Below are 22,797 nucleotides of genomic sequence, written 5' to 3' on the forward strand. Positions count from 1 at the left end.
GATCAGCGCACAGTGCCGACACGATGTAATTTTTCGCCAGTGTTGTGGTTAAATCCCGGTAGGTAACGTAGTACAGATAAGTCATCAGCAGCAATAGCTGGCGTATGCCCCGAGATCAGATCGGCCAATAATTGCCCCGAACCGCAGGCCATCGTCCAGCCAAGCGTACCGTGACCGGTATTTAAAAACAAATTACTCACGGGTGTACGTCCGACTATCGGGGTACCGTCAGGTGTCATCGGCCGCAGTCCGGTCCAGAAGCTGGCCCGACTGACGTCGCCGCCTTCAGGGTAAAGGTCGTTGACGACCATCTCCAGCGTTTTACGCCGCGTGGCTGATAGTTCTTTGTTAAAACCAACAATTTCCGCCATACCACCAACGCGTATGCGATTTTCAAAGCGGGTAACGGCAACTTTATAGCTTTCATCCAGTACCGTTGAAACAGGTGCAGCCTCAGGGTTGGTTATGGGGATCGTCAGGGAGTACCCCTTCAGTGGATAAACCGGGATATCTATAATCCCCTTGAGCATCGCCGTTGACCAGCAGCCAAGTGCCAGCACAAAGGCATCAGCAGTCCATGTTTCCGATGCGCACTTCACCCCGGTGATGCGATTGCCTTCGCGCACCAGTTGTTGTATGGCAACCCCAAAACGGAAAGTCACACCAGCAGCACGCGCCATCTCTGTCAACCGGCGAGTAAACAGCTGACAATCGCCGGTTTCGTCATGAGGCAAACGTAGCCCACCGGTGAACTTGTGCTGCCTTACAGCTAATGCGGGTTCAGCACGCCCCAGCTCGTCGGCATATAGCAGCTCATAGGGCACGCCCGCCGCTTTCAAAACCGCAATGTCTTTGTTTACGTTATCAAATTGCCGCGCGGTACGAAATAATTGTAGAGTTCCCCCCTGCCGTCCCTCATAGGCAATACCGGTCTGATCACGCAGCGCCTTCAGGCAGTCGCGGCTGTATTCAGCAATACGTACCATGCGGCTTTTATTTTGCTGATAGTGACTCACATCGCAGTTGCGCAGCATTTGCCACATCCAGGCCAGCTGAAAGCGGCTACCGTCAGGGCGTATCGCCAGCGGTGCGTGGCGCTGAAACATCCACTTGATGGCTTTGAGCGGCACGCCGGGCGCCGCCCAGGGTGCCGCATAACCGGGTGAAATTTGCCCGGCATTGCCCGCACTGGTTTCCATCGCAGAGTCAGGCTGGCGCTCAATAACGGTAACCTCATGACCCGCCTGTGCCAGATACCAGGCACTGGTAACACCAATAACGCCACTCCCCAGAATCACTATTTGCATAACCGCTCCGCATTGCTGAAAAGAACAAAATACGAAAGTGATATTTTACGCCGACAATTAGCCGGAAATAATGACGTGAACTTAGCGTCTGTATTTCACCTCTTTTGTTTGCATTTTGATAATCGTAACTCATTACCTGTAAAGAATTTAGCATTGCATCAAGTCTGATGACGCTCTACAGGAGCAAACGCCAAAAGAGATCAAAGTCAGTCCCTCCACCAGCAGAAAGTAAAGCATTCTGTAGTCAACGTATTCAATAACATCAGAAGCTTATTAAAAACAATCGTCACAGAATTTAACGTTGTTGTGCACCTGACAGCTTACGATGCCAGTGCGTCCCGGCAAGATTTCGGTTGTTTTAATTCCAGAGATGACGAAGAGTGAACTATGATTAGCGATGAAGCTCAGATTCAGGATCTGGCTGGCACGGCGATACATTGAGAGATCAAGAATGAACGGTCCGGGCCTTGTCGGTCCGACCGCTTGTAATTAAGGGGTGCGCTATGACAACGAGGTATGACGAGCCAGTTAAGGATTGCAAACGACTAAGCGATGGACCCGACTGGACTTTCGATTTGCTTGGCGTCTATTTGCACGAGATAGATCGCGTCGCCAAACATTACCGGCTTGAAACTTATCCGCACCAAATTGAAGTCATCACCTCCGAGCAGATGATGGATGCCTATTCCAGCGTCGGTATGCCAATTAACTATGCGCACTGGTCATTCGGTAAAAAATTCATTGAAACAGAGCAGCGTTATAAGCAGGGCCAGCAAGGATTAGCTTATGAAATTGTTATAAACTCAAATCCTTGTATTGCCTATTTGATGGAAGAGAACACCCTGACCATGCAAGCGCTGGTGATGGCCCACGCCTGCTATGGGCATAACTCTTTTTTCAAAAATAACTATCTGTTTCGCAGCTGGACTGATGCCAGCTCAATTGTTGATTATCTGATTTTTGCGCGTGGTTATATCAGCAAATGCGAGGAGTTATACGGTCTTGAAGAGGTCGAGCAGCTCCTCGATTCATGCCACGCGCTGATGAACTATGGGGTTGACCGTTACAAGCGTCCGCAAAAGATTTCGCTGGAAGAAGAGAAAGCACGTCAGAAGAGCCGTGAAGAGTATCTTCAAAGTCAGGTCAGTACGCTATGGCGCACGTTGCCACGCAGGGAACAAGAGGAAGCACAGGCACAACAGCGGCGTTTTCCCTCTGAGCCGCAGGAAAATTTGCTCTATTTTATGGAGAAAAATGCCCCCTTGCTGGAGTCATGGCAGCGTGAAATTCTGCGGATTGTGCGAAAAGTCAGTCAGTATTTCTATCCGCAAAAGCAGACGCAAGTAATGAATGAAGGCTGGGCGACATTCTGGCATTACACCCTCCTTAACCACCTTTATGACGAAGGTAAACTTACCGACCGTTTCATGATGGAGTTTTTGCACAGTCATACTAACGTTGTTTTTCAGCCCCCTTATAACAGTCAGTGGTATAACGGAATTAATCCGTATGCGCTGGGTTTCGCCATGTTTCAGGATATTAAACGTATCTGTGAAGCACCAACGGAAGAGGATCGCTACTGGTTTCCGAACATTGCCGGCAAAGACTGGCTGGACACACTGCATTTCGCTATGCGGGAGTTTAAAGATGAAAGTTTTATCAGTCAGTTTCTATCGCCTAAGGTGATGCGTGACCTCCGTCTTTTCACCGTCCTCGATGATGATCGAAATAACTATCTGGAGATCGCTGCTATCCATGACGAAGCCGGTTATCAGGCAGTTCGTCAGCAACTCTCTGCACAGTACAATTTGAGTAATCTAGAACCTAATATTCAAATTTACAACGTGGATTTACGCGGTGACAGGTCGCTTACCCTGCGGTACGTACCCCAAAACCGTACCCCACTGGATAAGAGCTGTCGCGAAGTGTTGAAACATGTTCACCGGCTCTGGGGCTTCGATGTTCACCTTGAACAGCTGAACGAAAATAGCGCTGTGGAACGGTTGGGGAGCTGTCCACCACACCCCGTTACACTGTGATTCAGATGATCTGCTATTGTCACATCTTTTTAACAAGCACTGATCTACTTCGCCAAGGTTAGCATCATCATCAACAACACCTAATAACTGTCCTCCGGTATAGCCGGAGGTTTTTCATATGCGCCAATAAGCCTCTTTTACCCGCCGCGTCCTTACAGGCGCATACGATCTGACATTTGCATTTGGCTTCTCTACTCGCGGCCCGTAAACGGGCTCCCCGAATAGGGTATGGAAACTGTTCGCCCAATTTATCCTCTTCCAGTTGATGCTTTATGTACTCCTGGATAGGTCTTGTATTTTCCCCGACCGTATCCACACAATATTCCTGCACCAAAAATCCCGGTTACGATAGTTGAACTTGAAATCCCCAAATCGATCGTAAAGCATCAGGCTACTTTTACCTTTCAGATACCCCATGAAATCTCAAACACTCATCTTCGGTAGTATGTCCAGTAGCATATTGATGTGATCCACACAGCATTCGGCCTCAAGAGTGCTTACCATCTTCAATTAACACAGTTTTCTTAAAATGCTCCCAATTATTCTGCGTTTCTCACCGTAGATCGTATGTCTTCTGCACTTTGGTGCAAAAAAATGATAATTACCGTCTCACCACGTGCGTGCTAAGCTTTTATCATCCCCCATCGGGACCACCTATCAATGCCATGAATGCACTTTGCAGTTGCCAGAACGCAAGGTTTTTCTAACGAATCAAAAGGGGCTCTGAAAGACTACTCATAGCTGTGCGTTTAACGGGATCCGCAGCCAGGCTGGGGATTTTCGATGCACAAAAAAACCGGCCATTGACCGGGTTTTTTCATCAAAAACTCTTCAGCCTGCTCGTCTCCTGCTGCGGCATTGACAAATGCATGCTGTGCCAGATCTCTCCGCTGCGACGACCATAATCACGTACGACGTCCACCACGCGGTCAGGATGCGACTGCTGACAGAGCGTCAGCAGCTCAAGATAGAAATGTCGCGCCAGTTGCCGGGCCTCCGGATTGCAGAAATAGTGACGCCCGACCCGGATATATAATCCTTTAAGCCCGTTGAGGATTAGTCCGTAGATGGGATTGCCAGAAGCAAATGCCAGACCGCGAAAAATACCATAATCAAGTTCGGTATAGGCATCCGCTCTATCTTCCACGGTTCCGGCCGTAGAGAGTACGGCTTGCGCTTTTTCCGGAAATTTGAGGACCGCTCGACGGATAAAAATTGAGGCGATATCGGTCCGCACCGAGAGTAAATTATCGATCAGCTGCGGCACGCTATCGTGATCCAGACGCGCGAGCGTTTCAAGAATATTCAATCCTGATGTTTCCCAGAAGTCATTAACTCGCGTTGGTTTACCATGCTGTATCGTCAACCAGCCATCACGAGCCAGACGTTGTAAGACTTCGCGCAGCGTGGTTCGCGTTACACCAATCAATTCAGACAGCTCACGTTCAGCGGGTAAAATAGATCCTGGCGGGAAGCGGTTATTCCATATGCTTTCAACAATATACTCTTCCGCAAACCCTGCCGGGCTCTGCGCTTTTATGACCATAACGTTTATTATCCGTTAAAGGGAAAATGCTATAAATGATGACTCATCATACCAGAGGCATTCTGTGCGATATAGCCCACGGGTAACGTATCAGGCGATATATCAAACAATATTCAGCTGGTAGCCTTAACGTTTAACCTACCTGGGTTGGTAGTGGGGAAATCTTTACCTTACGTTATATCTCAGTACTATATTTTAGCGTCTTGCGGGCTGGCAGGACGTTATTTTTCGTTTAAACTTCTCGTTTATCAGTTATTCATGGAACGTCTTATGCTGACTTATCTTTATCGCTGCTCGCGGGGACGCGGAGCCTGGCTGTTATTGGCACTCTCTGCACTGGCGCTGGAATTAGTGGCACTCTGGTTCCAACACGTATTAGGGTTGATGCCCTGCGTAATGTGCATTTATGAACGCTGCGCTTTGTTTGGTGTGATGGGCGCGGGTATCGTTGGCGCCATTGCACCACGTACACCTCTGCGCGGGTTAGCGATTCTGATCTGGATTTACAGCGCCTGGGAAGGTCTGCGCCTCTCATGGCAGCACACCATGTTGCAGCTTCATCCCAATCCTTTCTCGACCTGTGATTTCGCCCCCAACTTTCCCAGCTGGCTGCCACTGGATCACTGGTTCCCGGCCGTTTTCGTCGCTGGCGGTGAATGTTCGGATCGCGGCTGGACGCTGTTTAACCTCAGCATGCCGCAATGGTTGATTGTCACTTTTGCCGTTTATTTAGTGATCGCCCTGCTAGTAACGATAGCCCAGCCCTTGCGCAGGCGGTAGTCAGGCATACATCCCAACTACTGTGCAAATCACGTTGGCTTCATCAGCTTTGCGTTTCAACGCAGAGTTTCATCCTGCAATCGATTAGAACGCTTTTGGTGTGATCCCGGCGTCAGCCGGGATCTAACGGTCTCATGCTGGACGCCTGATAATATGGTCTTCCCAGTCAACCACCTCGCTTTCACGTACAGCAATGTGGCGTACTGAAATACGCTGCGCGTGCATTGCGGCTTTAGAGCCACTTCGCAGCGGGTGCCATGCCGGTAGCGATTTTCCTTCCGCCAGCAGTCGATAGGCACAGGTCCAGGGTAACCACGAGAAGGTTGGAAGATTTGCTCGTGTGAGCTTTATGCAATCGGGCTCATAGTCAAAGCGGCGCTCATAATTTTTACAGCGGCAAGTTTTAATGTTTAGCTGGTCACAGGCGACATTAGTAAAATAAATTTCGTCGCTTTCTTCATCCTGTAGTTTATTTAAACAGCATTGTCCGCAGCCGTCGCAAAGCGACTCCCACTCAGCATCACTCATCTGTTCAAGGCTTTTGCGCTGCCAGAATGCAAGTTCGTTCATCATTGTTCTCGCACAATCAGGAAGCTGCACCTTATAAAACTTACCGGCGACAGATGCAAGCCCTTCCGCCGGGCTGTTCCCCTTAAAGCACTCGGGTTGAAATGCCATAACCGGCAAACGATATCTCCAGCTTATCGCCGGAAAACATCGGCCCCACGCCTTCCGGCGTGCCAGTTAATATTACGTCACCAGCTCTCAAGGTGAAGAACCTACTCATATAGGCAATCAACGGTAATATGGGGGTTATCATATCAGCCGTATTTCCGCTCTGACGCAGGCTGCCGTTAATCAGCAGCTTAAGTTCGGTATTTTGTGGATCTGCGGAAAAATCAGATGCGGGAATAAAACCTGAAATCGGACAGGCATTGTCGAAAGCTTTGGCTTTTTCCCACGGCTGTCCGGCCTTTTTACAGTCAGCCTGAATATCGCGCAGCGTAAGATCCAGCGCAACACCATAGCCAGCAATCGCCTCAAGTACGTGTTCTTCCCTTGCTTGCTTCAGCGTTGATCCAATCAACACCGCCAGCTCCACTTCGTGGTGTACCGCCCCCATATTCTCAGGGATGGTCAGCGGCTGACGCATATCGCATAGAGCCGTTTCTGATTTAATGAACAGCACCGGCTCTGGCGGCGTGTGACTCCCCATCTCGCGGATGTGCTTCGCGTAATTACTGCCGACGCAAATCACTTTATTGACAGGATAATCTGACAGAACGCCCTGCCAGTTATGGTGCTGATACATGTTGTTCCCTCGCTGATTAATCAGAAGACTCGTCGTCAGTCGCCGATCCCAATTTGCCAATTCTTGAGCCATCATACCGACGCTCAGCGCAAATTAGTGAGAATAGCGCCAACATTTAATAATTCGAGAGTTACCAAAAACCCTAATCGTCCGGTTCTGAACGTGGTCTGACCAAATTATACCGGCGCGCTGTGATCAGCCAGTATTGTGTAAATTAATGACCTGACATTGAGCAACGGAACGCATCTGGCATCAGAATAACGGTTTCCTGTTGCCAAGAGCCTAGTAAGAGAAGTTTAAGTGACGTTGTAACGGGATCTGTCTCTTTTCACTTATATTACGAACTGTTTTAACAACGATTGTAGCCAAGGTGTGAGTAGAGGCCCCGGCTAAATTAAGCCAATGCAGCTAAGTTTATCCAGGGGATACGGAATTTATCCGATGGAAGGCTAAACCGACTTTTTGCCGTTCTCAAGACAGGTAGTTAACAAACTTTCAGGTACGGGTGGGATCTGTAAATAAAAACCCTGTTCTCTGAGCGCGGTCGTCACTTTATCAGGATCGGCGTTAGCCAGTTTCTTTCGCCCATCAAGAGGTAACATCATAACAAACTGCGGCCGGCCGAAACTGCATAAAAGTGCCTCAGGCACACGGGAGAAATCATCTCTTTTTTCAACATACAGATAAGTCTGATCGCGAAAAGAACTTCGGTAAATCACACAAAACATATTTTTTACTCGAATTAACCAGGAAGGCATCTTGCCTGAATATAGCTCTAACTATAACATGCTGCTATAACTTCGGAATATTCCCTCCGCCGCGATTATGCTTAGCAAAAGCAGACATAATTTAAGTAGGGAAGATAACTGGACTGAGTTGATATCGATGTCGCAAGCGCCAATTGAGCTTAAAGGCAGTAATTTTACACTGTCGGTTGTTCACCTTCATCACCCGGAACCAGAAATGGTTCGCAAGGCGTTGCAGGATAAAATAGATCAGGCTCCGGCCTTTCTAAAAAACGCCCCTGTCGTATTGAATGTCTCCGCACTGGAAAGCGACGTGAATTGGCCCCAACTACAACAGGCTATTGCTTCAACAGGTTTGTATATCGTTGGTGTCAGCGGCTGCAAAGACGATGACTTAAAGCGTCGGATAGGTCAGGAAGGACTGCCACTGCTCAGCGAAGGTAAACCGCAAAAAAAACAGAATAAAGCTCCTGCGCAAGAGATCAAGTCTATCGGTGTCGCACCTGAGTCCGCTAAAACGCGGCTGGTCAATACGCCAGTGCGATCGGGGCAACAAATTTATGCCAAAAATAGCGATCTCATTGTAACCAGCAGCGTTAGCGCTGGTGCCGAACTTATCGCCGATGGCAATATTCATATTTATGGCATGATGCGTGGTCGTGCGCTGGCAGGTGCCAGCGGGGATCGGCAATGCCAGATTTTTTGCAGTAATTTATCTGCAGAACTGATCTCTATCGCTGGTGAATACTGGATAATGGATCAAATTCCTGCCGATTTTTTTGGGAAAGCGTCCCGACTGTGTTTGCAGGACGGCGCGATGACAATACAGAAATTGTTTTGAGCAGGCTGTTGAGCCCCACTTTGTAAGGAAATCACTTTATGGCACGCATTATTGTAGTTACTTCAGGCAAAGGGGGCGTTGGCAAAACCACCTCCAGCGCTGCGATCGCGACCGGTCTTGCGCTGAAAGGTAAAAAGACCGTCGTGATCGATTTCGATATTGGTCTTCGAAATCTGGATCTGATTATGGGCTGCGAACGCCGCGTGGTGTATGACTTTGTGAATGTCATTCAAGGCGATGCGACGCTGAATCAGGCGCTGATTAAAGATAAACGCACGGATAAACTCTATATCCTACCTGCCTCACAAACCCGCGATAAAGACGCGCTGACTCGCGAAGGCGTAGAAAAAGTGCTCAACGACCTGGCAGCGATGGATTTCGATTTTATCGTCTGCGATTCACCCGCAGGTATTGAAACCGGTGCGCTGATGGCCCTTTATTTCGCTGACGAAGCGATCATTACTACCAACCCGGAAGTCTCATCGGTTCGGGATTCAGATCGCATTCTTGGCATCCTCTCTTCTAAATCCCGTCGTGCAGAGAAAGGCTTGGATCCGATTAAAGAGCATCTGCTGCTAACTCGCTACAACCCAGGCCGGGTGAATCGCGGCGATATGCTGAGCATGGAAGATGTACTTGAGATTTTACGCATTCCATTGGCCGGTGTCATTCCCGAAGACCAGGCGGTACTGAGCGCCTCCAACCAAGGAGAGCCGGTAATTCTAGCAGCCGACTCCGATGCAGGTAAGGCTTATACTGATACGGTAGACCGATTACTTGGTGAAGAACGCCCCTTCCGCTTTATTGAAGAAGAGAAGAAAGGTTTCCTGAAACGCCTTTTTGGGGGATAAGACATGGCACTCCTTGATTTCTTTTTATCCCGTAAAAAAAACACGGCCAACATTGCCAAGGAGCGGCTACAGATTATCGTTGCCGAGCGCAGACGGGGCGACGCTGAGCCCCATTATTTACCGCAGCTGAAAAAGGATTTACTGGAAGTGATTTGCAGATACGTCAAGATCGATCCAGAAATGCTTACAGTTAAGCTGGATCAGAACGACGACGACATCTCCATTCTGGAGCTAAATGTAACCCTGCCGGAGACGGAAGACACGGCGAAATGATAGGGTATTACAAGGCTCTCTGCTGGCAACCAGCAGAGAGCCTTGAATTTTCAGGTCTCAGAAGTTGTCAGTAAGCTATCCAATGATTGCTTGAGCAGATCGCCACGCCAGCCACTGACCAGTTCAGGAACACGTTGCTGCGGTTTTAACTGCCAGTGCCAATTTAGCAGCTGGTTTATCTGGCGCCGTGACGCCAGCAACTCCTGACTTAATCCGGTATCCTGCGCTACCTGGACTATCTGCGCTTTAATCGCCTTAAATAGCCGTTTATAATCCGGCATATCAATCAGATTCATCATTGGTTCAGGCAGTTTCGATTCGTGCAATTCGTTCGCATCAGTAACCAACGACAGCAGCTGCTTACCGTGATAGCGAATTTCCTGGCCGGGTATACCTAAGTGATCCAATTCACCCAGCGTTCCAGGCAAATAACGCGCCACTTTCCACAGGTTTTCTTCACGCACAACAAAGTTAACTGCCAAATCTTTTTGTCTTGCCAGCTCCAGTCGCCAGGCTGCCAGCAGCTTAAGCGCTGCGAGCTGACGCGGCCGTAGTTGCCAGGCATTGGTAATATCACGCCAAGCCTGTTCGGGAGAGGCCACTTCTTGCCGACGCTGGCATAAAAGCTGGCACTCGTTTAGCGCTGCCGGCAGCCAGCCAGCCACGCGGCACTCTTCAACCAGACGCAACGCAACGGGCAGTAAATATCCGACGTCAGCAGCGGCATACTGGCATTGCTTAGCGGTTAACGGACGCGCCAGCCAGTCGGTACGTGCTTCGCTTTTATCAAGCGCCAGCCCGGTATAACTCTCAACCAGGCTGGCAAATCCCAGCGACATCGTCTTTCCACAAAAAGCAGCAAGAATTTGCGTATCAATCAGCGGCGTAGGCATCACGCCATACTCGTGAAGGAAGACGTCCAGATCCTCGCTACCCGCATGGAGAAATTTGGTTACTGCCGTGTCCTGTAGCAACGAGATAAACGGCTGCCAGTCACTTATATTCATCGGATCGATCAGGCTGATCTGCTCACCATCGAACATCTGTATAAGCCCGAGACACGGATAATAGGTTCGGGTGCGAACAAACTCGGTATCCAGCGCCATCGCCTTTTTATGCCTGGCAGCGGCGCAGACTACCGCCAGCTCAGCATTCCCGCTAATCATGGTATAATTGAGCATAAGATCTCTTTCTTGCCCGCATTGCGGGTTATTCCTGGTGAGTAAAAATGCTGGTAAAAACGGCGTTTTTACTGTTATGGGTCAGGTATGATGCCGTCACCCCCCCGCTTTGCCGCCCTGAGCGCTTCGTCACGCAGTTCCCGGCGCAGTATTTTACCCACGTTAGTTTTTGGCAGCTCCTGGTAAAACTCAACCAGCTTAGGTACCTTATAACCGGTTAGATGGAGTTTGCAATGCGCGATCAGCTCCTCTTTGCTTAGCGAAACATCCTTTTTCACCACACAAATTTTAACTATCTCTCCGGCCACCTCATGCGGTACACCAATTGCTGCAACTTCGCGGACTTTAGGGTGCAGCATCAATACATCTTCAATCTCGTTCGGATAAACATTAAAACCGGAAACCAGTATCATATCTTTCTTACGGTCGACGATACGCAAAAAGCCCTGTTCGTCCACGGTAACAATATCACCGCTGTGGAGCCATCCATTTTTGAGAACCTCATTCGTGGCATCCGGATGCTGCCAGTAACCAAGCATGACCTGCGGACCACGAATGCACAGTTCACCAGGATCACCTGGCGCAACTTCATTGCCCTCATCATCCACCAGACTGATATCAGTAGAAGGCACGGGGATACCAATGCTGCCGGTATGATGAGAAATATCATGAGGATTAACGGAAACCAGCGGCGAGCATTCGGTCAGACCGTAGCCCTCCAGCAGAAAGCAGCCGGTAAGCTTTTCCCAGCGCTCAGCAACCGCTTTCTGTACCGACATTCCACCACCGGCTGACATACGCAACGTTGAGAAGTCAATGTGATGAAAATTAGGATCGTTAAGTAAAGCGTTAAACAGCGTATTGACACCCGTCAGTGAGGTGACGGGATATTTACTGATTTCTTTAATCAGACCGGGGATATCACGTGGATTGGTTATCAGCAGATTGCGCCCACCCAGCTCGGTGAACAGCAGGCAATTAACCGTCAACGCAAAAATATGATAGAGCGGCAGAGCAGTGACCACGGTTTCGTCGCCATCACGCAATAACGTCCCATAAGTCGCTTTGGTCTGAGCGAGATTTGCTTGCATATTCCGATGCGTCAGCATTGCACCTTTAGCAATCCCGGTGGTGCCGCCCGTGTATTGTAGAAAAGCCAAATCATTATTATCAATTATCGGGCGTTTATAGCGCATAACTGCGCCCTGCTGTAGCGCACTGCGAAATGAAATAGCCCCCGGCAAATTATACTTAGGCACCATTCGCTTAATGTATTTAACCACGAAATTAATCACAGAACCTTTCACCGGGGAGAGCTGATCGCCAAGCCGCGTCAGCATCACGTGGCGAACCTGGGTTTTTGCCACGACTTTTTCCAGTGTATGAGCAAAATTGGAAACAATCAGAATAGCCTGCGCGCCGCTGTCATTAAGCTGATGCTCCAGCTCACGCGGTGTATAAAGAGGATTCACGTTAACCACTATCATACCCGCGCGCAGCACGCCAAACAGCGCAATAGGATATTGCAAAAGGTTAGGCATCATCAGGGCTACGCGATCGCCTTTTTTCAAGCCTAATCCCTGCTGAAGCCAGGCAGCGAAAGCGCGACTACGACGATCGAGCTGGCTGAAGGTCATATTACGACCCATGTTAACAAACGCGGTCTTGTCGCCGTAACGTTCAACCGCCTGCTCGAAGAGATCAACTAATGACGCATAGCGGTCAGCATCAATTTCTGCCGGAACATCCGCTGGATAGCGGTCCAGCCAGACCTTTTTCAACTCAGCACCTCGAAAGTTATTATTGGTCGTCATCTGGTCCCCACACGCTATTTATTAACATTATTTTAACTCAGCGTACCAGTTTGCCATTCTTAGGTTGTACAGGTTGCGAAGCCCATCACTAAAATTTTACACATGATTTGAGGCACAAAATAACGCCCTGCCATCATTGAGGATAGCAGGGCGTTAAGAGGGAAATTTATTCTGTCAGGAAGGTCTCGACCCGCGCCGGTCCAGGATTATACCAACCAAAGGGTGGCGGCCCCCAGTAGCCGCGGTGATGAAAGCGATCAGGACCATACCATATCCAGGGATCGACAGGCATTGGGGGGGAGACGATTTGCTGTGCAATACGCCAGCGTTGATAGCCAGTAGCATCCACCGTGATAAAATTGTACTTCGCACCACCGATTTTACCCTCCCGGGTACCGGTGATTGGCCCAACGACCGTGACCCAATGGTTATTAAAATCAATCGGATCGACGAAGCCCTTGATGCGGGCAAACAACCGCCCAGTAGAGGCCGCACCCAGAATTGGCCGACCGGAATCGTCAAGCTGGCTGGCAGCGATTTCCAGAAGCGTGTAACCATTTTCGTTAATAACCTTCACCACCTTGCCGCCAAAGCGTGACTCCTGTCCAACGTACAATTGTGGCGCATTCATTACCCGAATTAAATCCTCCTGCGGCGTCGGTGAGGTTCCTTTAATAGAGTCCGGTATGCTAACGCAGCCCGTCAGCAGCAAAATACTCGCGAAAAACGAGAACGTCAGTAAAGCTGATTTACGCATAAAAATCTCCTCAATACCGCTGCTTAGACTGAGCACATAATGAATAGTTGCTTGATCTATTCGCGTCCCGGTAGTTTTTTCCATGCTACTTCGTTACGCAAATAGACAGGCTCCGCATGTTCTGCATCAACCGCTTTGCCCTGAGCCAGCGCCAGCAACGCCAGTGGCAGCATATCTTGCGCGGCAGGAAGCATTACCTCACAGCCAGTCAAATTCAGTTTACTCTTCTGTGTCAGCACAGGCCAGGCCTGCCAGCCGGTGCCTACAGGCGTCCAGTCACCATCGAGCTGTTTCATACGAAGCACAGCAGCTTCAGGATTAAGCACCGCCTCAGTCGATTCACCCTGCCAGTCGCCGACGTCGCTGCGCTGATATTGCGCCCAGTAGACTTCGCCCATCCGCGCATCAATAGCTGCCAGCACGCGCTGCGCACGATGGAGCCGCCAGGCACCTTGAGCCATCGTCTCAAGAGAGGAAACGCCAATCAGTGGCAGTCCAGCGCCAAACGCCAGCCCCTGAGCGATACCGATACCAATACGCACACCGGTAAAACTCCCCGGCCCGCGGCCAAAAGCCAACGCGTCCAGCTGGTTGAGCGCCAGCCCGGCCTCAGCCAGAATCTGTTGCACAAGGGGTAATATACGCTGGGTGTGTTCACGGGCGCAGAGTTCAAACTTCGTGAGCACCTCCTGACCGTCTGACAATGCAACGGAACAGGCTTCAGTGGCGGTATCCAGCGCCAGAATGCGAGTTGACATGCTTACTCCACGGCTGACAATTTTCGGCGCGCATCATATCACAGAGTTTCTCATCAGGTGCGCATCGCACGCAGGAATTCCATCGCCTGATTAATGTCGCGGGTGCGGGGGGTTGCCGGTAAGCTGTTAATAAAAGAGGCCCCATAGGGGCGCATTACCAGACGGTTATCGCATATCACCAGTACGCCGTAATCATCAACATCACGAATTAAGCGCCCCACCCCCTGCTTTAATGTAATCACCGCATCAGGGAGCTGGACATCGTTAAACGGATCACCACCACGCAGCTGGCAATCCTCCATCCGTGCCTTGAGCAGGGGATCTTCTGGCGAGGTGAAAGGTAGTTTATCGATAATAACCAGCGACAGTGCATCGCCGCGCACGTCAACGCCCTCCCAGAAGCTGCTGGTCGCGACCAGCAGTGCATTACCCGCGGCGACAAACTGTTTCATCAGCTGCCCTTTGCTGGTTTCTCCCTGGAGTAGCACCGGCAGCGTGAGGCTGGTACGAAATTCTGCGGCCAGCTCACGCATCACCAGGTGGGAGGTGCAGAGAAAAAAACAGCGACCCTGGTTGGCTTCAATCAGCGGTGCCATCATCTTTGCCAGACGCCGCGCGCCACCGGGTTGATTTGGCGATGGCAACTGGCGCGGTACGCAAAGTAGCGCCTGCCGACTGTAATCAAAGGGACTATTTAAAATCAGCGTCTGCGCTTTCTCAATGCCGAGCCGTTCTACAAAGTGGGTCATCTGTCCGTTGACCGCTAAGGTCGCTGAGGTGAAAATCCAGCTGGCCGGTCGGTCGTTCATAACCTCGCGGAAGCGTTCTGATACCGAAAGCGGCGTTAATGCCAGAACAAAGTGACGGGTGCTACATTCATACCAATAGCTGAATCCCGGCTGATTCACATCTTTCAGCCGTTTTAACCGACTGCGATAAATGACCGTTCGTTCGAAAGCCGCATCGAGTAATGCTGAGCGCCCCAGCGACAACCTGGCGACGTCATAACACAACTCCAGAGCATCATCGAGTAGCACCAGCATGCGCTGAACCGCTTGGTTTTTAAGCAGCTCACGCAGATTTCCGCGAAAGCCTGGCTCGCCAAGCGCAAGACGAAAGTCCTGCGCGCACTGTGCCAGGCGATCGGCCGATTTTTGCAATTGCTGAACGTCACGTAACTCAGTGCGATAAGCCATAGTGATATCTTTTGCCAGGTCCAGCAGCTGGCGACTGGCAAGCTGCTGGCCAAAATACTGACTGGCAATATCCGGCACCTGATGCGCTTCATCGAAAATCATGATGTCGGCCTGAGGGATCAGTTCAGCAAACCCACTCTCCTTGACGACCATGTCGGCGAGAAACAGATGGTGGTTAACTACCACCACATCAGCCTCCATCGCTTTACGCCGCGCTTTCACCACAAAGCAGTCTTTGTACAGCGGACAGTCGCTGCCGAGACAGTTATCATTGGTACTGGTCACCAATGGCCATACCGCGCTGTCTTCGGCAACGGCCGCACAGGTGCTGATGTCACCGTCAACGGTCGCGGCGGACCAGCCGCGTAAATGTATTAAGTCGCTCATCGCCTGCGCAGCCAGATCGCCACCGGATAAGGAATGCTGTTCCAGACGTTCGAGACAGAGATAGTTTGAACGACCTTTTAGCAGCGCCAGCGCGCCTGTGTAGTTAATTGCGCGGATGATAGTGGGTAAATCGCGACTATAAAGCTGATCCTGCAACGCTTTTGATCCGGTGGAGATAATAACTTTTTTATTAGCACGCAGCGCCGGAGCAAGATAAGCATAGGTTTTACCCGTTCCGGTGCCGGCCTCGACCACCAGTTCACCCTGCCCGGCAATAACCCGCGCCACGGCCTGCGCCATTTCACGCTGAGGGGCGCGGGGTTTAAAACCGGGTATTGCCTGCGCCAGTGCGCCGTCGGCTTCAAAATCGTTTGTCACAGATTATCTCAGGCCTGAAAAAGTACTGTGGATTATGTCAGTATCAGACCGTGGAGACAAATGCGGCCAATAGCAACCGGTGGCAATAATGACAGCTCGTGATTACTGTGGCAGGCTGTTATCAGCAATTTTCCGGTTCAAGTTTAAAAGGATCAATACAGACAATGACCATTGAAAGAGTTGATGTGGGACGAAGGATGTCGTAAGCGGTTATTCACAACGACACCATCTATTACACCAGCGTACCGGAAAACCTCGATCTGGATGCAGAGGCACAAACGGCTGACGCGCTGGCGGCAATAGATAAGCTTTTAGACCGCCTGGGTTCAGATAAACGAAAAATCCTTGATGCCACCATTTTTCTGGTTGATATGGCAGATTTTGTTGCGATGAACCGCGCATGGGATGCCTGGGTTTCTCCTGGCTTTGCGCCTGTACGCTGCACGGTACAGGCCCAGTTAATGAATCCGAAATACCGCGTCGAAATAAAAATTATCGCCGCGAAATAGGACCGGACATAGCCTGGGCGGCAGCATCACGGCTTAATCGTCCTCTTCCTCAAAACGCGCATGGATCATACCGCCGGAATGACTTTCGCGGATCTCCTGCGCAACTTGAGCAATCGCCTGACCGCTACTCATGCCAGATTGCATAAGTGACTGAATTCGCTCTACCGCCTGCTGCTGCTGATCGTGAGAAAGCGCCGGTAACCCCTTAAACATAAAATCCTCCTGAATTGGTCCGCTATTATTTCACGCGTAATAAACAGATGCCAGCAACAGAAAAATATGCCAGGCTTCACGCTTGTTGCCGCCACTACATTACGTTTGCCATGTTATTGAAATATCATTCACTTCCTTATCGTCGTGACGCATTGCAAGAGCGCTTTGCACCGCTTGCGTCCCTGCACTGGGCAATGCTATTACATTCAGGGCATGCTCCCCATCCCGACAGCCGGTTTGATATTTTGGTAGCTGACCCGCTGGCCACCCTGGAAACGCGTGGAATGCAAACCACAATCAGCGAAAAAGGGTGCCTGAGGCTGAGCGAGCAGGATCCCCTGCACCTTTGTAAAACACTACTGCAACAGCTCCTGCCAGAAGTCAGGCCGACTGAATCGCTGCCTTTTCAGGGAGGCGCACTCGGACTTTTTGGTTACGATCTCGGGCGGCGCTTTGAACGCTTGCCGCAGCTGACTCAACGCGACCTGCAAACACCCGATATGGCTATCGGCATTTATGACTGGGCAATGATTGCTGATCATCAGCTGCAGCGACTCACGCTGGTTTGCCACGGCGATTTGCAGCAGCGGCTTGACTGGCTGGAAAAGCAAAGTAGCAACTCAGAGAGTGACGCGTTCAAACTTACCAGCCCCTGGCGTTCAAATCTGAGCAAGAAAGACTACAGCCAACGCTATGAGCAGGTTCAACGCTGGATAGCCAGCGGTGACTGTTATCAGGTTAACCTGGCGCAGCGTTTCAACGCAGGATACAGCGGCAATCTCTGGCAAGCGTTCGATCAGCTGTTACGGACGAATAAAGCGCCGTTTAGCGCCTGGCTTAATCTTGCCGACAGTCAGATCCTTAGCTTTTCCCCCGAGCGCTTTTTACGCCTGCAGGCAGGTACAATCCAAACGCGCCCGATTAAAGGTACACGTCCCCGTCTGACAGACGTTGAGGATGACCGGCAACAGGCGCTGCAACTTGCAGAATCGGAGAAAGATCGCGCTGAAAACCTGATGATTGTTGATCTGCTGCGTAACGATATCGGCCGGGTAGCGCTGCCTGGCAGCGTCAGCGTGCCAGAATTGTTTGCTGTCGAAGCCTTTCCCGCCGTCTACCATCTGGTGAGTACCATCAGCGCCCGTCTAAGGCCGGAGCTGCATGCCAGCGATTTACTTCGTGCCTGCTTCCCCGGCGGCTCGATTACTGGCGCACCGAAGGTCAGGGCAATGGAAATTATCGAACAGCTGGAGCCTCATTGCCGCAATGCATGGTGCGGTAGCATCGGCTATTTCAGCGCCTGCGGCACAATGGACAGCAGCATAACCATTCGCACGCTAATCGCTGAAAATCAACAACTTTACTGCGCCGCTGGCGGCGGCATCGTTGCCGACAGTCAGCTGGACGCAGAATACCAGGAGACGTTCGATAAAATTGGCCGCATTCTTTCAGCGCTTACTGCCTTTGCGGTACACGATGAATAGCCCCTATCCCCTGGATGATTTTCTTGCGCATTTTCAGCTACAGCTGCCAAGGTTACCGTGTCACTTTGGTGCAGGCCGTCAGGCGGCGGTATTGGTGCCGGTGGTCAATCGGGCGCAGCCTGGGCTGCTTCTGACTCGCCGTGCGCGATCATTACGGAACCACGCCGGGCAGGTAGCCTTCCCCGGCGGCATGCGTGATGAAACTGACCGTTGTTTGCTTGAAACCGCACTGCGTGAAGCACAAGAGGAGATCGCTCTTCCACGCGATCTGGTGCGGGTGATCGGCCAGCTTCCCACTGTCACCAGCTCTACAGGTTTTCAGGTAATACCGTACCTCGGGATTGTCCCAGCCGATTTGCCGTTGAGCGCCAATAAAAGTGAAGTTGAATCCATCTTCGAAATGCCGCTTCAACTGGCGCTGGATACCGCTCGCTATACTGCGCTGGAGATAAATCATGATGGCCAGACGCGTCGGCTATGGTTCTCACAATTTGATCAGTATTTGATTTGGGGTATGACGGCCGGAATCATTCGACAGCTAAGCCTGCAGGTGGTGCCTGCATCTGTGACTTAATTGCTGGGATGTCATTAGTTTATTTCATGTGAAATGATGCAATGTTTAAACATCCCGAGATTACTATTAGTGAATTAACCTGCTTTATACGGCAGTGTTGCCATTTCAGGAGTTTCCAGCGTGATTAGCGTATTCGATATGTTTAAAGTCGGCATTGGCCCTTCGAGCTCTCATACCATGGGGCCAATGAAAGCCGGAAAACAGTTCATAGATGAATTAGTGCAGAAGGGAATACTGCATGAGACCACCCGCGTGGCAGTTGATGTCTTCGGTTCACTGTCGCTGACCGGAAAAGGGCATCATACCGATATCGCCATTATCATGGGACTGTCCGGCGCATTGCCAGAAGATGTTGATATTGATGCCATACCGGCCTTCATTGAAGACGTCAAACAACGTCAACGACTTCTGGTCGCTAATGGTCAGCATGAAGTCGATTTTCTACGCGAAGGTGGAATGATATTTCGCAGCGAGAATTTACCGCTTCACGAAAATGGGTTGACATTTTATGCCTGGCAAGGTGACCGACTGTTATACACCAATACCTGGTACTCAACGGGCGGTGGTTTCATCGTTGACGCAGCTCACTTCGGTCAATCAACGCTGAACGAAGTTTCAGTACCCCACCCGTTTCACTCTGCTACCGCGCTGCTCATTGAATGTAAGGATACCGGGCTTTCCCTGTCAGGTCTGGTGATGAAAAATGAATTGGCACTTCACTCCCGCGCGGAAATTGAAGCCTATTTCAGACGCATCTGGCAAACAATGAGTGACTGTATTAACCGTGGTCTGAATACTGAAGGCGTGCTGCCCGGCCCACTGCGTGTTCCACGTCGCGCAGCCGCGCTACACAGAATGTTAATGGCTTCGGGCAAGCTAAATAACGATCCGATGAGCATTATTGACTGGATTAATATGTTTGCCCTGGCGGTCAACGAAGAGAATGCCGCAGGCGGACGTGTCGTGACAGCCCCCACTAACGGAGCCTGCGGCATCGTTCCAGCGGTGCTGGCTTATTACGATCGTTTTGTCGAGCCAGTTACCACAGAAATTTTCACCCGCTATTTTCTGGCAGCCGGTGCCATCGGCGTGCTGTATAAAATGAATGCCTCAATTTCGGGTGCAGAAGTTGGCTGTCAAGGTGAAGTGGGCGTCGCCTGTTCGATGGCAGCAGCAGGCATTGCTGAACTGTTCGGGGCCAGTCCGGAACAGGTTTGCGTCGCGGCGGAAATTGGCATGGAGCATAATCTTGGCCTGACCTGCGATCCGGTCGCCGGTCAGGTGCAGGTACCCTGTATCGAGCGAAACGCGATTGCCGCCGTTAAGGCGATCAACTCCGCACGCATGGCACTTCGCCGCACCAGTCAGGCACGCGTTTCCCTCGATAAAGTTATTGAAACCATGTATGAAACCGGGAAAGATATGAATGCGAAATATCGCGAGACCTCGCGTGGCGGTCTGGCAATTAAGGTACAGTGCGATTAACCAGTAGTCCCGCCATTTCTGGCGGCCGAGGCAGCCGGCTGCCAGATAATCCCTTCCCTTCGCCTTTATCTCTTCGCAAACGTTTATTCATCGCTTTTAGTAGCCAAAAAACAGCACAGCAGCACTCCAGCCCGACGAACCAGCCTTATCGACTTTTCAGCCGGAAAGATATTAACGGGATTACGGCGTTGACGCTCTGCTGCTGTTTTCACACCGCCGGTAGCGCGAAAGGATGTCGCATTGGCGGAAAACTGTCAGCAACTGGCCCCTGTCATCTGAAAAATAAAAGCCCACCAGATGATGGCGGGCCAGATATGGACAGAGAGAACCACAAAGATCGGCGATTATGAGTCGCTGTCTTCATCCTTATCGCGAGGAATGCGGGTAACCTTGACAAGGTCAATACGATAGTCCGTCGCTTCAACAATACGGAAGCTAAAGCCGTTCAACTCAATGACATCGTTTACACGCGGTAGCTGGCCATGATGGTGGATTAATAAACCGGCCAATGATGCATAATCTTCGGCTGGATCGACCAGACCGCGGATATCAAGCCGCTGTTGCAGGGAGTGCAAGTCGGTCCCCCCTTTAACCAGCCAGCCATCTTCGTAAACTGAGATATCCGGCGTTTCATCCTCATCAGGGAATTCGCCGGCAATGGCTTCCAGAACATCCAAGGGGGTTATCAGCCCTTGCACCATACCGAACTCATTAGTCACAATCACAAAGCTGCCCTTGGCGCGGCGCAGCACACCGAGCAGATTGATTGGGTCAAGGGTCTCCGGAACGACAATTGCCATATGCGCTGCGGCAAATGCGGCCACATCCATACCATGCTCAACGGCAACCAGCAGTTCCTTCGCCCGCACCACACCGATAATTTCATCCAGCTCGCCACGACATACGGGAAACAGGCTGTGCGGTGTATCCAGAAGCTGGATGCGGATCTCATCGGCCGGACGAGTGGCATCCACCCATGATATTTCCCCGCGTGGCGTCATAATGCTTCGCACTGAGCGTGAGGCCAGCGTTAAAACACCGTTAATCATGTAACGTTCTTCTTCTTTGAACGCCTCATGCGGTAGCTCCTGCTGCCCGGCAGCGGATTCTGGCTCAGTCTGTTGATCCTCATGCTGATTCTGCCTCCGCGTGCCAATCATCTTGATTATTGCTTCTGCGGTTCGCTCACGCATTGGACGGCGCGCTTGATGGCGTAGGAAATTACGCCGGGCAATCTGATTGAACAGCTCGATCAAAATTGAGAAGCCAATTGCGGCGTACAGATAGCCTTTAGGTATATGGAAGCCAAATCCCTCCGCTACCAGGCTCAGACCGATCATCAGCAGGAAACTCAGGCAAAGCACCACCACCGTCGGATGTGCGTTGATAAAACGCGTTAAAGGCTTTGATGCCAGCAGCATCACTGCCATAGCAATAACCACCGCCGTCATCATAATAGCGAGATTATTTACCATCCCCACGGCGGTAATAACCGCATCAAGTGAGAAGACCGCATCCAGTATAACTATCTGTAGCACTACCGCCCAGAAGCTGGCATAACCTTTGCTACCTTCGCTGTTAGTCTCATGATTTTCTAATCGCTCATGCAATTCCATCGTGGCTTTGAACAGTAGAAAAATACCACCAATGAGCAGGATAATGTCGCGCCCCGAAAAGCTGAAATCGCCTACGCTGAATAAAGGTTTTGTCAGCGTGACCATCCAGGATATAAGTGAAAGTAGAGCCAGACGCATCAACAGGGCCAGAGAAAGGCCGATTAACCGCGCTTTGTCACGCTTTTTGGGCGGAAGTTTATCGGCAAGAATGGCAATAAAAACCAGATTGTCGATACCCAGAACAATTTCAAGCACTACCAGCGTAAGCAAACCGGCCCAGACAGAGGGATCCAGAAGAAATTCCATTACCTACTCCGAAGAAATGAAAAGGTTGAACCCGCCGACATAAAGTAATTACGTGAGCAACATGCAGCACGGCAGAAAGAGAAGAAATTACGTTCGGACACATAACAATGAGCCGGATGACCCGGTGGCATGGTGAAAGAACTTCGGTGACAGTCCATATAGGGGGCTGATGCCCGTTACTCCTGTTCAATAAAAGGACCATTACTCTAACAGTGCCTTATAAAGTCACAAAATAGATTGTGAGTTTTAACTGTAAAGTTACTTCAAGTGCTGTGAAATCAATCAACAGGAACCCAGAATGGAATCGACCTCTAAATAACTGATCAATGTCACATAATTTATTTTTTTGCAGACTAAAATAATTCGCGAATTCACTTTTGGTTACTGTATAAGTTTGCAGTCATCCGACCTGAAATATCAGCTCTCCATCAGGAAAAAGTGATG

Annotated in this window: 21 protein-coding genes and 1 pseudogene; 9 read left to right on the forward strand and 13 right to left on the reverse strand. The window is 50.5% G+C overall.

All coding sequences use genetic code 11. From position 1 onward, the window contains the following. Nucleotides 1-2: 2 nt before the first annotated feature. Nucleotides 3-1,307, reverse strand: coding sequence for a D-amino acid dehydrogenase (locus BM191_RS11880; protein ID WP_092878438.1), 1,305 nt, complete (start codon nt 1,305-1,307; stop codon nt 3-5). A gap of 503 nt (nt 1,308-1,810) precedes the next feature. Between BM191_RS11880 and BM191_RS11885 the strand changes: the two genes are divergently transcribed. Beyond that, nucleotides 1,811-3,346, forward strand: coding sequence for a SpoVR family protein (locus tag BM191_RS11885; protein WP_092878440.1), 1,536 nt, complete (start codon nt 1,811-1,813; stop codon nt 3,344-3,346). 191 nt (nt 3,347-3,537) lie between these two features. Here BM191_RS11885 and tnpA read toward each other — a convergent pair. Next, a pseudogene (gene tnpA, locus BM191_RS11890) lies at nt 3,538-3,991 on the reverse strand (IS200/IS605 family transposase). A gap of 175 nt (nt 3,992-4,166) precedes the next feature. Beyond that, entirely contained in the window at nt 4,167-4,892 is a 726-nt protein-coding gene (fadR, locus tag BM191_RS11895) for a fatty acid metabolism transcriptional regulator FadR (protein ID WP_092878442.1), read from the reverse strand. Between the two features lie 270 nt (nt 4,893-5,162). Here fadR and dsbB point away from each other — a divergent pair, with 270 nt between their 5' ends. Further along, nucleotides 5,163-5,672 (forward strand): disulfide bond formation protein DsbB, encoded by a 510-nt coding sequence (dsbB, locus tag BM191_RS11900; protein ID WP_092878444.1) that lies wholly within the window; start codon nt 5,163-5,165, stop codon nt 5,670-5,672. Between the two features lie 132 nt (nt 5,673-5,804). Here the strand turns inward: dsbB and BM191_RS11905 are convergent, their stop codons facing one another. The 3 genes from BM191_RS11905 to BM191_RS11915 all read right to left on the reverse strand — a co-directional run bounded on the left by BM191_RS11905 (nt 5,805) and on the right by BM191_RS11915 (nt 7,712). Continuing rightward, the gene (locus tag BM191_RS11905) at nt 5,805-6,242 is read right to left on the reverse strand and encodes a YcgN family cysteine cluster protein (RefSeq protein WP_092878610.1); all 438 of its coding nucleotides are present in this window, start codon (nt 6,240-6,242) and stop codon (nt 5,805-5,807) included. Between the two features lie 82 nt (nt 6,243-6,324). After that, nucleotides 6,325-6,984, reverse strand: coding sequence for a fumarylacetoacetate hydrolase family protein (locus BM191_RS11910; RefSeq protein ID WP_092878446.1), 660 nt, complete (start codon nt 6,982-6,984; stop codon nt 6,325-6,327). 449 nt (nt 6,985-7,433) lie between these two features. After that, complete coding sequence (locus BM191_RS11915; protein WP_092878448.1) at nt 7,434-7,712, reverse strand: YcgL domain-containing protein; 279 nt, start codon at nt 7,710-7,712, stop codon at nt 7,434-7,436. Between the two features lie 157 nt (nt 7,713-7,869). Here BM191_RS11915 and minC point away from each other — a divergent pair, with 157 nt between their 5' ends. Genes minC through minE form a run of 3 tightly spaced genes read left to right on the forward strand, consistent with a single transcriptional unit; the run spans nt 7,870 to nt 9,695 of the window. Continuing rightward, the gene (gene minC / locus BM191_RS11920; RefSeq protein WP_092878450.1) at nt 7,870-8,571 is read left to right on the forward strand and encodes a septum site-determining protein MinC; all 702 of its coding nucleotides are present in this window, start codon (nt 7,870-7,872) and stop codon (nt 8,569-8,571) included. Between the two features lie 38 nt (nt 8,572-8,609). Further along, entirely contained in the window at nt 8,610-9,422 is an 813-nt protein-coding gene (minD, locus tag BM191_RS11925; RefSeq protein ID WP_092878452.1) for a septum site-determining protein MinD, read from the forward strand. A 3-nt stretch (nt 9,423-9,425) separates the two neighbouring features. Continuing rightward, complete coding sequence (gene minE, locus BM191_RS11930; protein ID WP_092878454.1) at nt 9,426-9,695, forward strand: cell division topological specificity factor MinE; 270 nt, start codon at nt 9,426-9,428, stop codon at nt 9,693-9,695. Between the two features lie 50 nt (nt 9,696-9,745). Here the strand turns inward: minE and rnd are convergent, their stop codons facing one another. From rnd to BM191_RS11955, 5 genes are all read right to left on the reverse strand, one after another. After that, nucleotides 9,746-10,876: a ribonuclease D gene (gene rnd / locus BM191_RS11935; protein ID WP_092878456.1), complete on the reverse strand. Its 1,131-nt coding sequence runs from the start codon at nt 10,874-10,876 to the stop codon at nt 9,746-9,748. A 74-nt stretch (nt 10,877-10,950) separates the two neighbouring features. Beyond that, nucleotides 10,951-12,657, reverse strand: coding sequence for a long-chain-fatty-acid--CoA ligase FadD (fadD, locus tag BM191_RS11940; RefSeq protein ID WP_143088827.1), 1,707 nt, complete (start codon nt 12,655-12,657; stop codon nt 10,951-10,953). 199 nt (nt 12,658-12,856) lie between these two features. Further along, nucleotides 12,857-13,447, reverse strand: a complete 591-nt coding sequence (locus BM191_RS11945; RefSeq protein ID WP_092878612.1) for a Slp family lipoprotein — start codon at nt 13,445-13,447, stop codon at nt 12,857-12,859. A gap of 56 nt (nt 13,448-13,503) precedes the next feature. Continuing rightward, complete coding sequence (tsaB, locus tag BM191_RS11950) at nt 13,504-14,205, reverse strand: tRNA (adenosine(37)-N6)-threonylcarbamoyltransferase complex dimerization subunit type 1 TsaB (RefSeq protein ID WP_092878460.1); 702 nt, start codon at nt 14,203-14,205, stop codon at nt 13,504-13,506. 53 nt (nt 14,206-14,258) lie between these two features. Continuing rightward, the gene (locus BM191_RS11955) at nt 14,259-16,166 is read right to left on the reverse strand and encodes an ATP-dependent DNA helicase (RefSeq protein ID WP_092878462.1); all 1,908 of its coding nucleotides are present in this window, start codon (nt 16,164-16,166) and stop codon (nt 14,259-14,261) included. A gap of 212 nt (nt 16,167-16,378) precedes the next feature. Here BM191_RS11955 and BM191_RS11960 point away from each other — a divergent pair, with 212 nt between their 5' ends. Further along, the gene (locus BM191_RS11960) at nt 16,379-16,675 is read left to right on the forward strand and encodes a RidA family protein (protein WP_230479586.1); all 297 of its coding nucleotides are present in this window, start codon (nt 16,379-16,381) and stop codon (nt 16,673-16,675) included. 33 nt (nt 16,676-16,708) lie between these two features. On the opposite strand, the gene BM191_RS11965 is transcribed toward BM191_RS11960, so the two are convergent. Then, complete coding sequence (locus tag BM191_RS11965) at nt 16,709-16,888, reverse strand: YoaH family protein (protein WP_092878464.1); 180 nt, start codon at nt 16,886-16,888, stop codon at nt 16,709-16,711. Between the two features lie 110 nt (nt 16,889-16,998). Between BM191_RS11965 and pabB the strand changes: the two genes are divergently transcribed. From pabB to BM191_RS11980, 3 genes are all read left to right on the forward strand, one after another. After that, on the forward strand, nt 16,999-18,372 hold the full coding sequence (pabB, locus tag BM191_RS11970; protein WP_092878466.1) for an aminodeoxychorismate synthase component 1: 1,374 nt from the start codon (nt 16,999-17,001) through the stop codon (nt 18,370-18,372). Next, a complete protein-coding gene (locus BM191_RS11975; protein ID WP_092878468.1) occupies nt 18,365-18,946 on the forward strand; it encodes a CoA pyrophosphatase in 582 nt (193 codons plus the stop codon). Before pabB ends, BM191_RS11975 begins: the two co-directional genes overlap by 8 nt. A 120-nt stretch (nt 18,947-19,066) precedes the next feature. Continuing rightward, nucleotides 19,067-20,431 carry an L-serine ammonia-lyase gene (locus BM191_RS11980; RefSeq protein ID WP_092878470.1) on the forward strand — a complete coding sequence of 455 codons (1,365 nt, stop codon included), beginning with the start codon at nt 19,067-19,069 and terminating at the stop codon, nt 20,429-20,431. A 344-nt stretch (nt 20,432-20,775) separates the two neighbouring features. Here BM191_RS11980 and BM191_RS11990 read toward each other — a convergent pair whose 3' ends face one another. Next, complete coding sequence (locus BM191_RS11990) at nt 20,776-22,353, reverse strand: TerC family protein (protein ID WP_092878474.1); 1,578 nt, start codon at nt 22,351-22,353, stop codon at nt 20,776-20,778. Nucleotides 22,354-22,797: the final 444 nt, after the last annotated feature.

Source organism: Izhakiella capsodis, from assembly GCF_900115045.1.
Taxonomy (GTDB): Bacteria; Pseudomonadota; Gammaproteobacteria; order Enterobacterales; family Enterobacteriaceae; genus Izhakiella; species Izhakiella capsodis.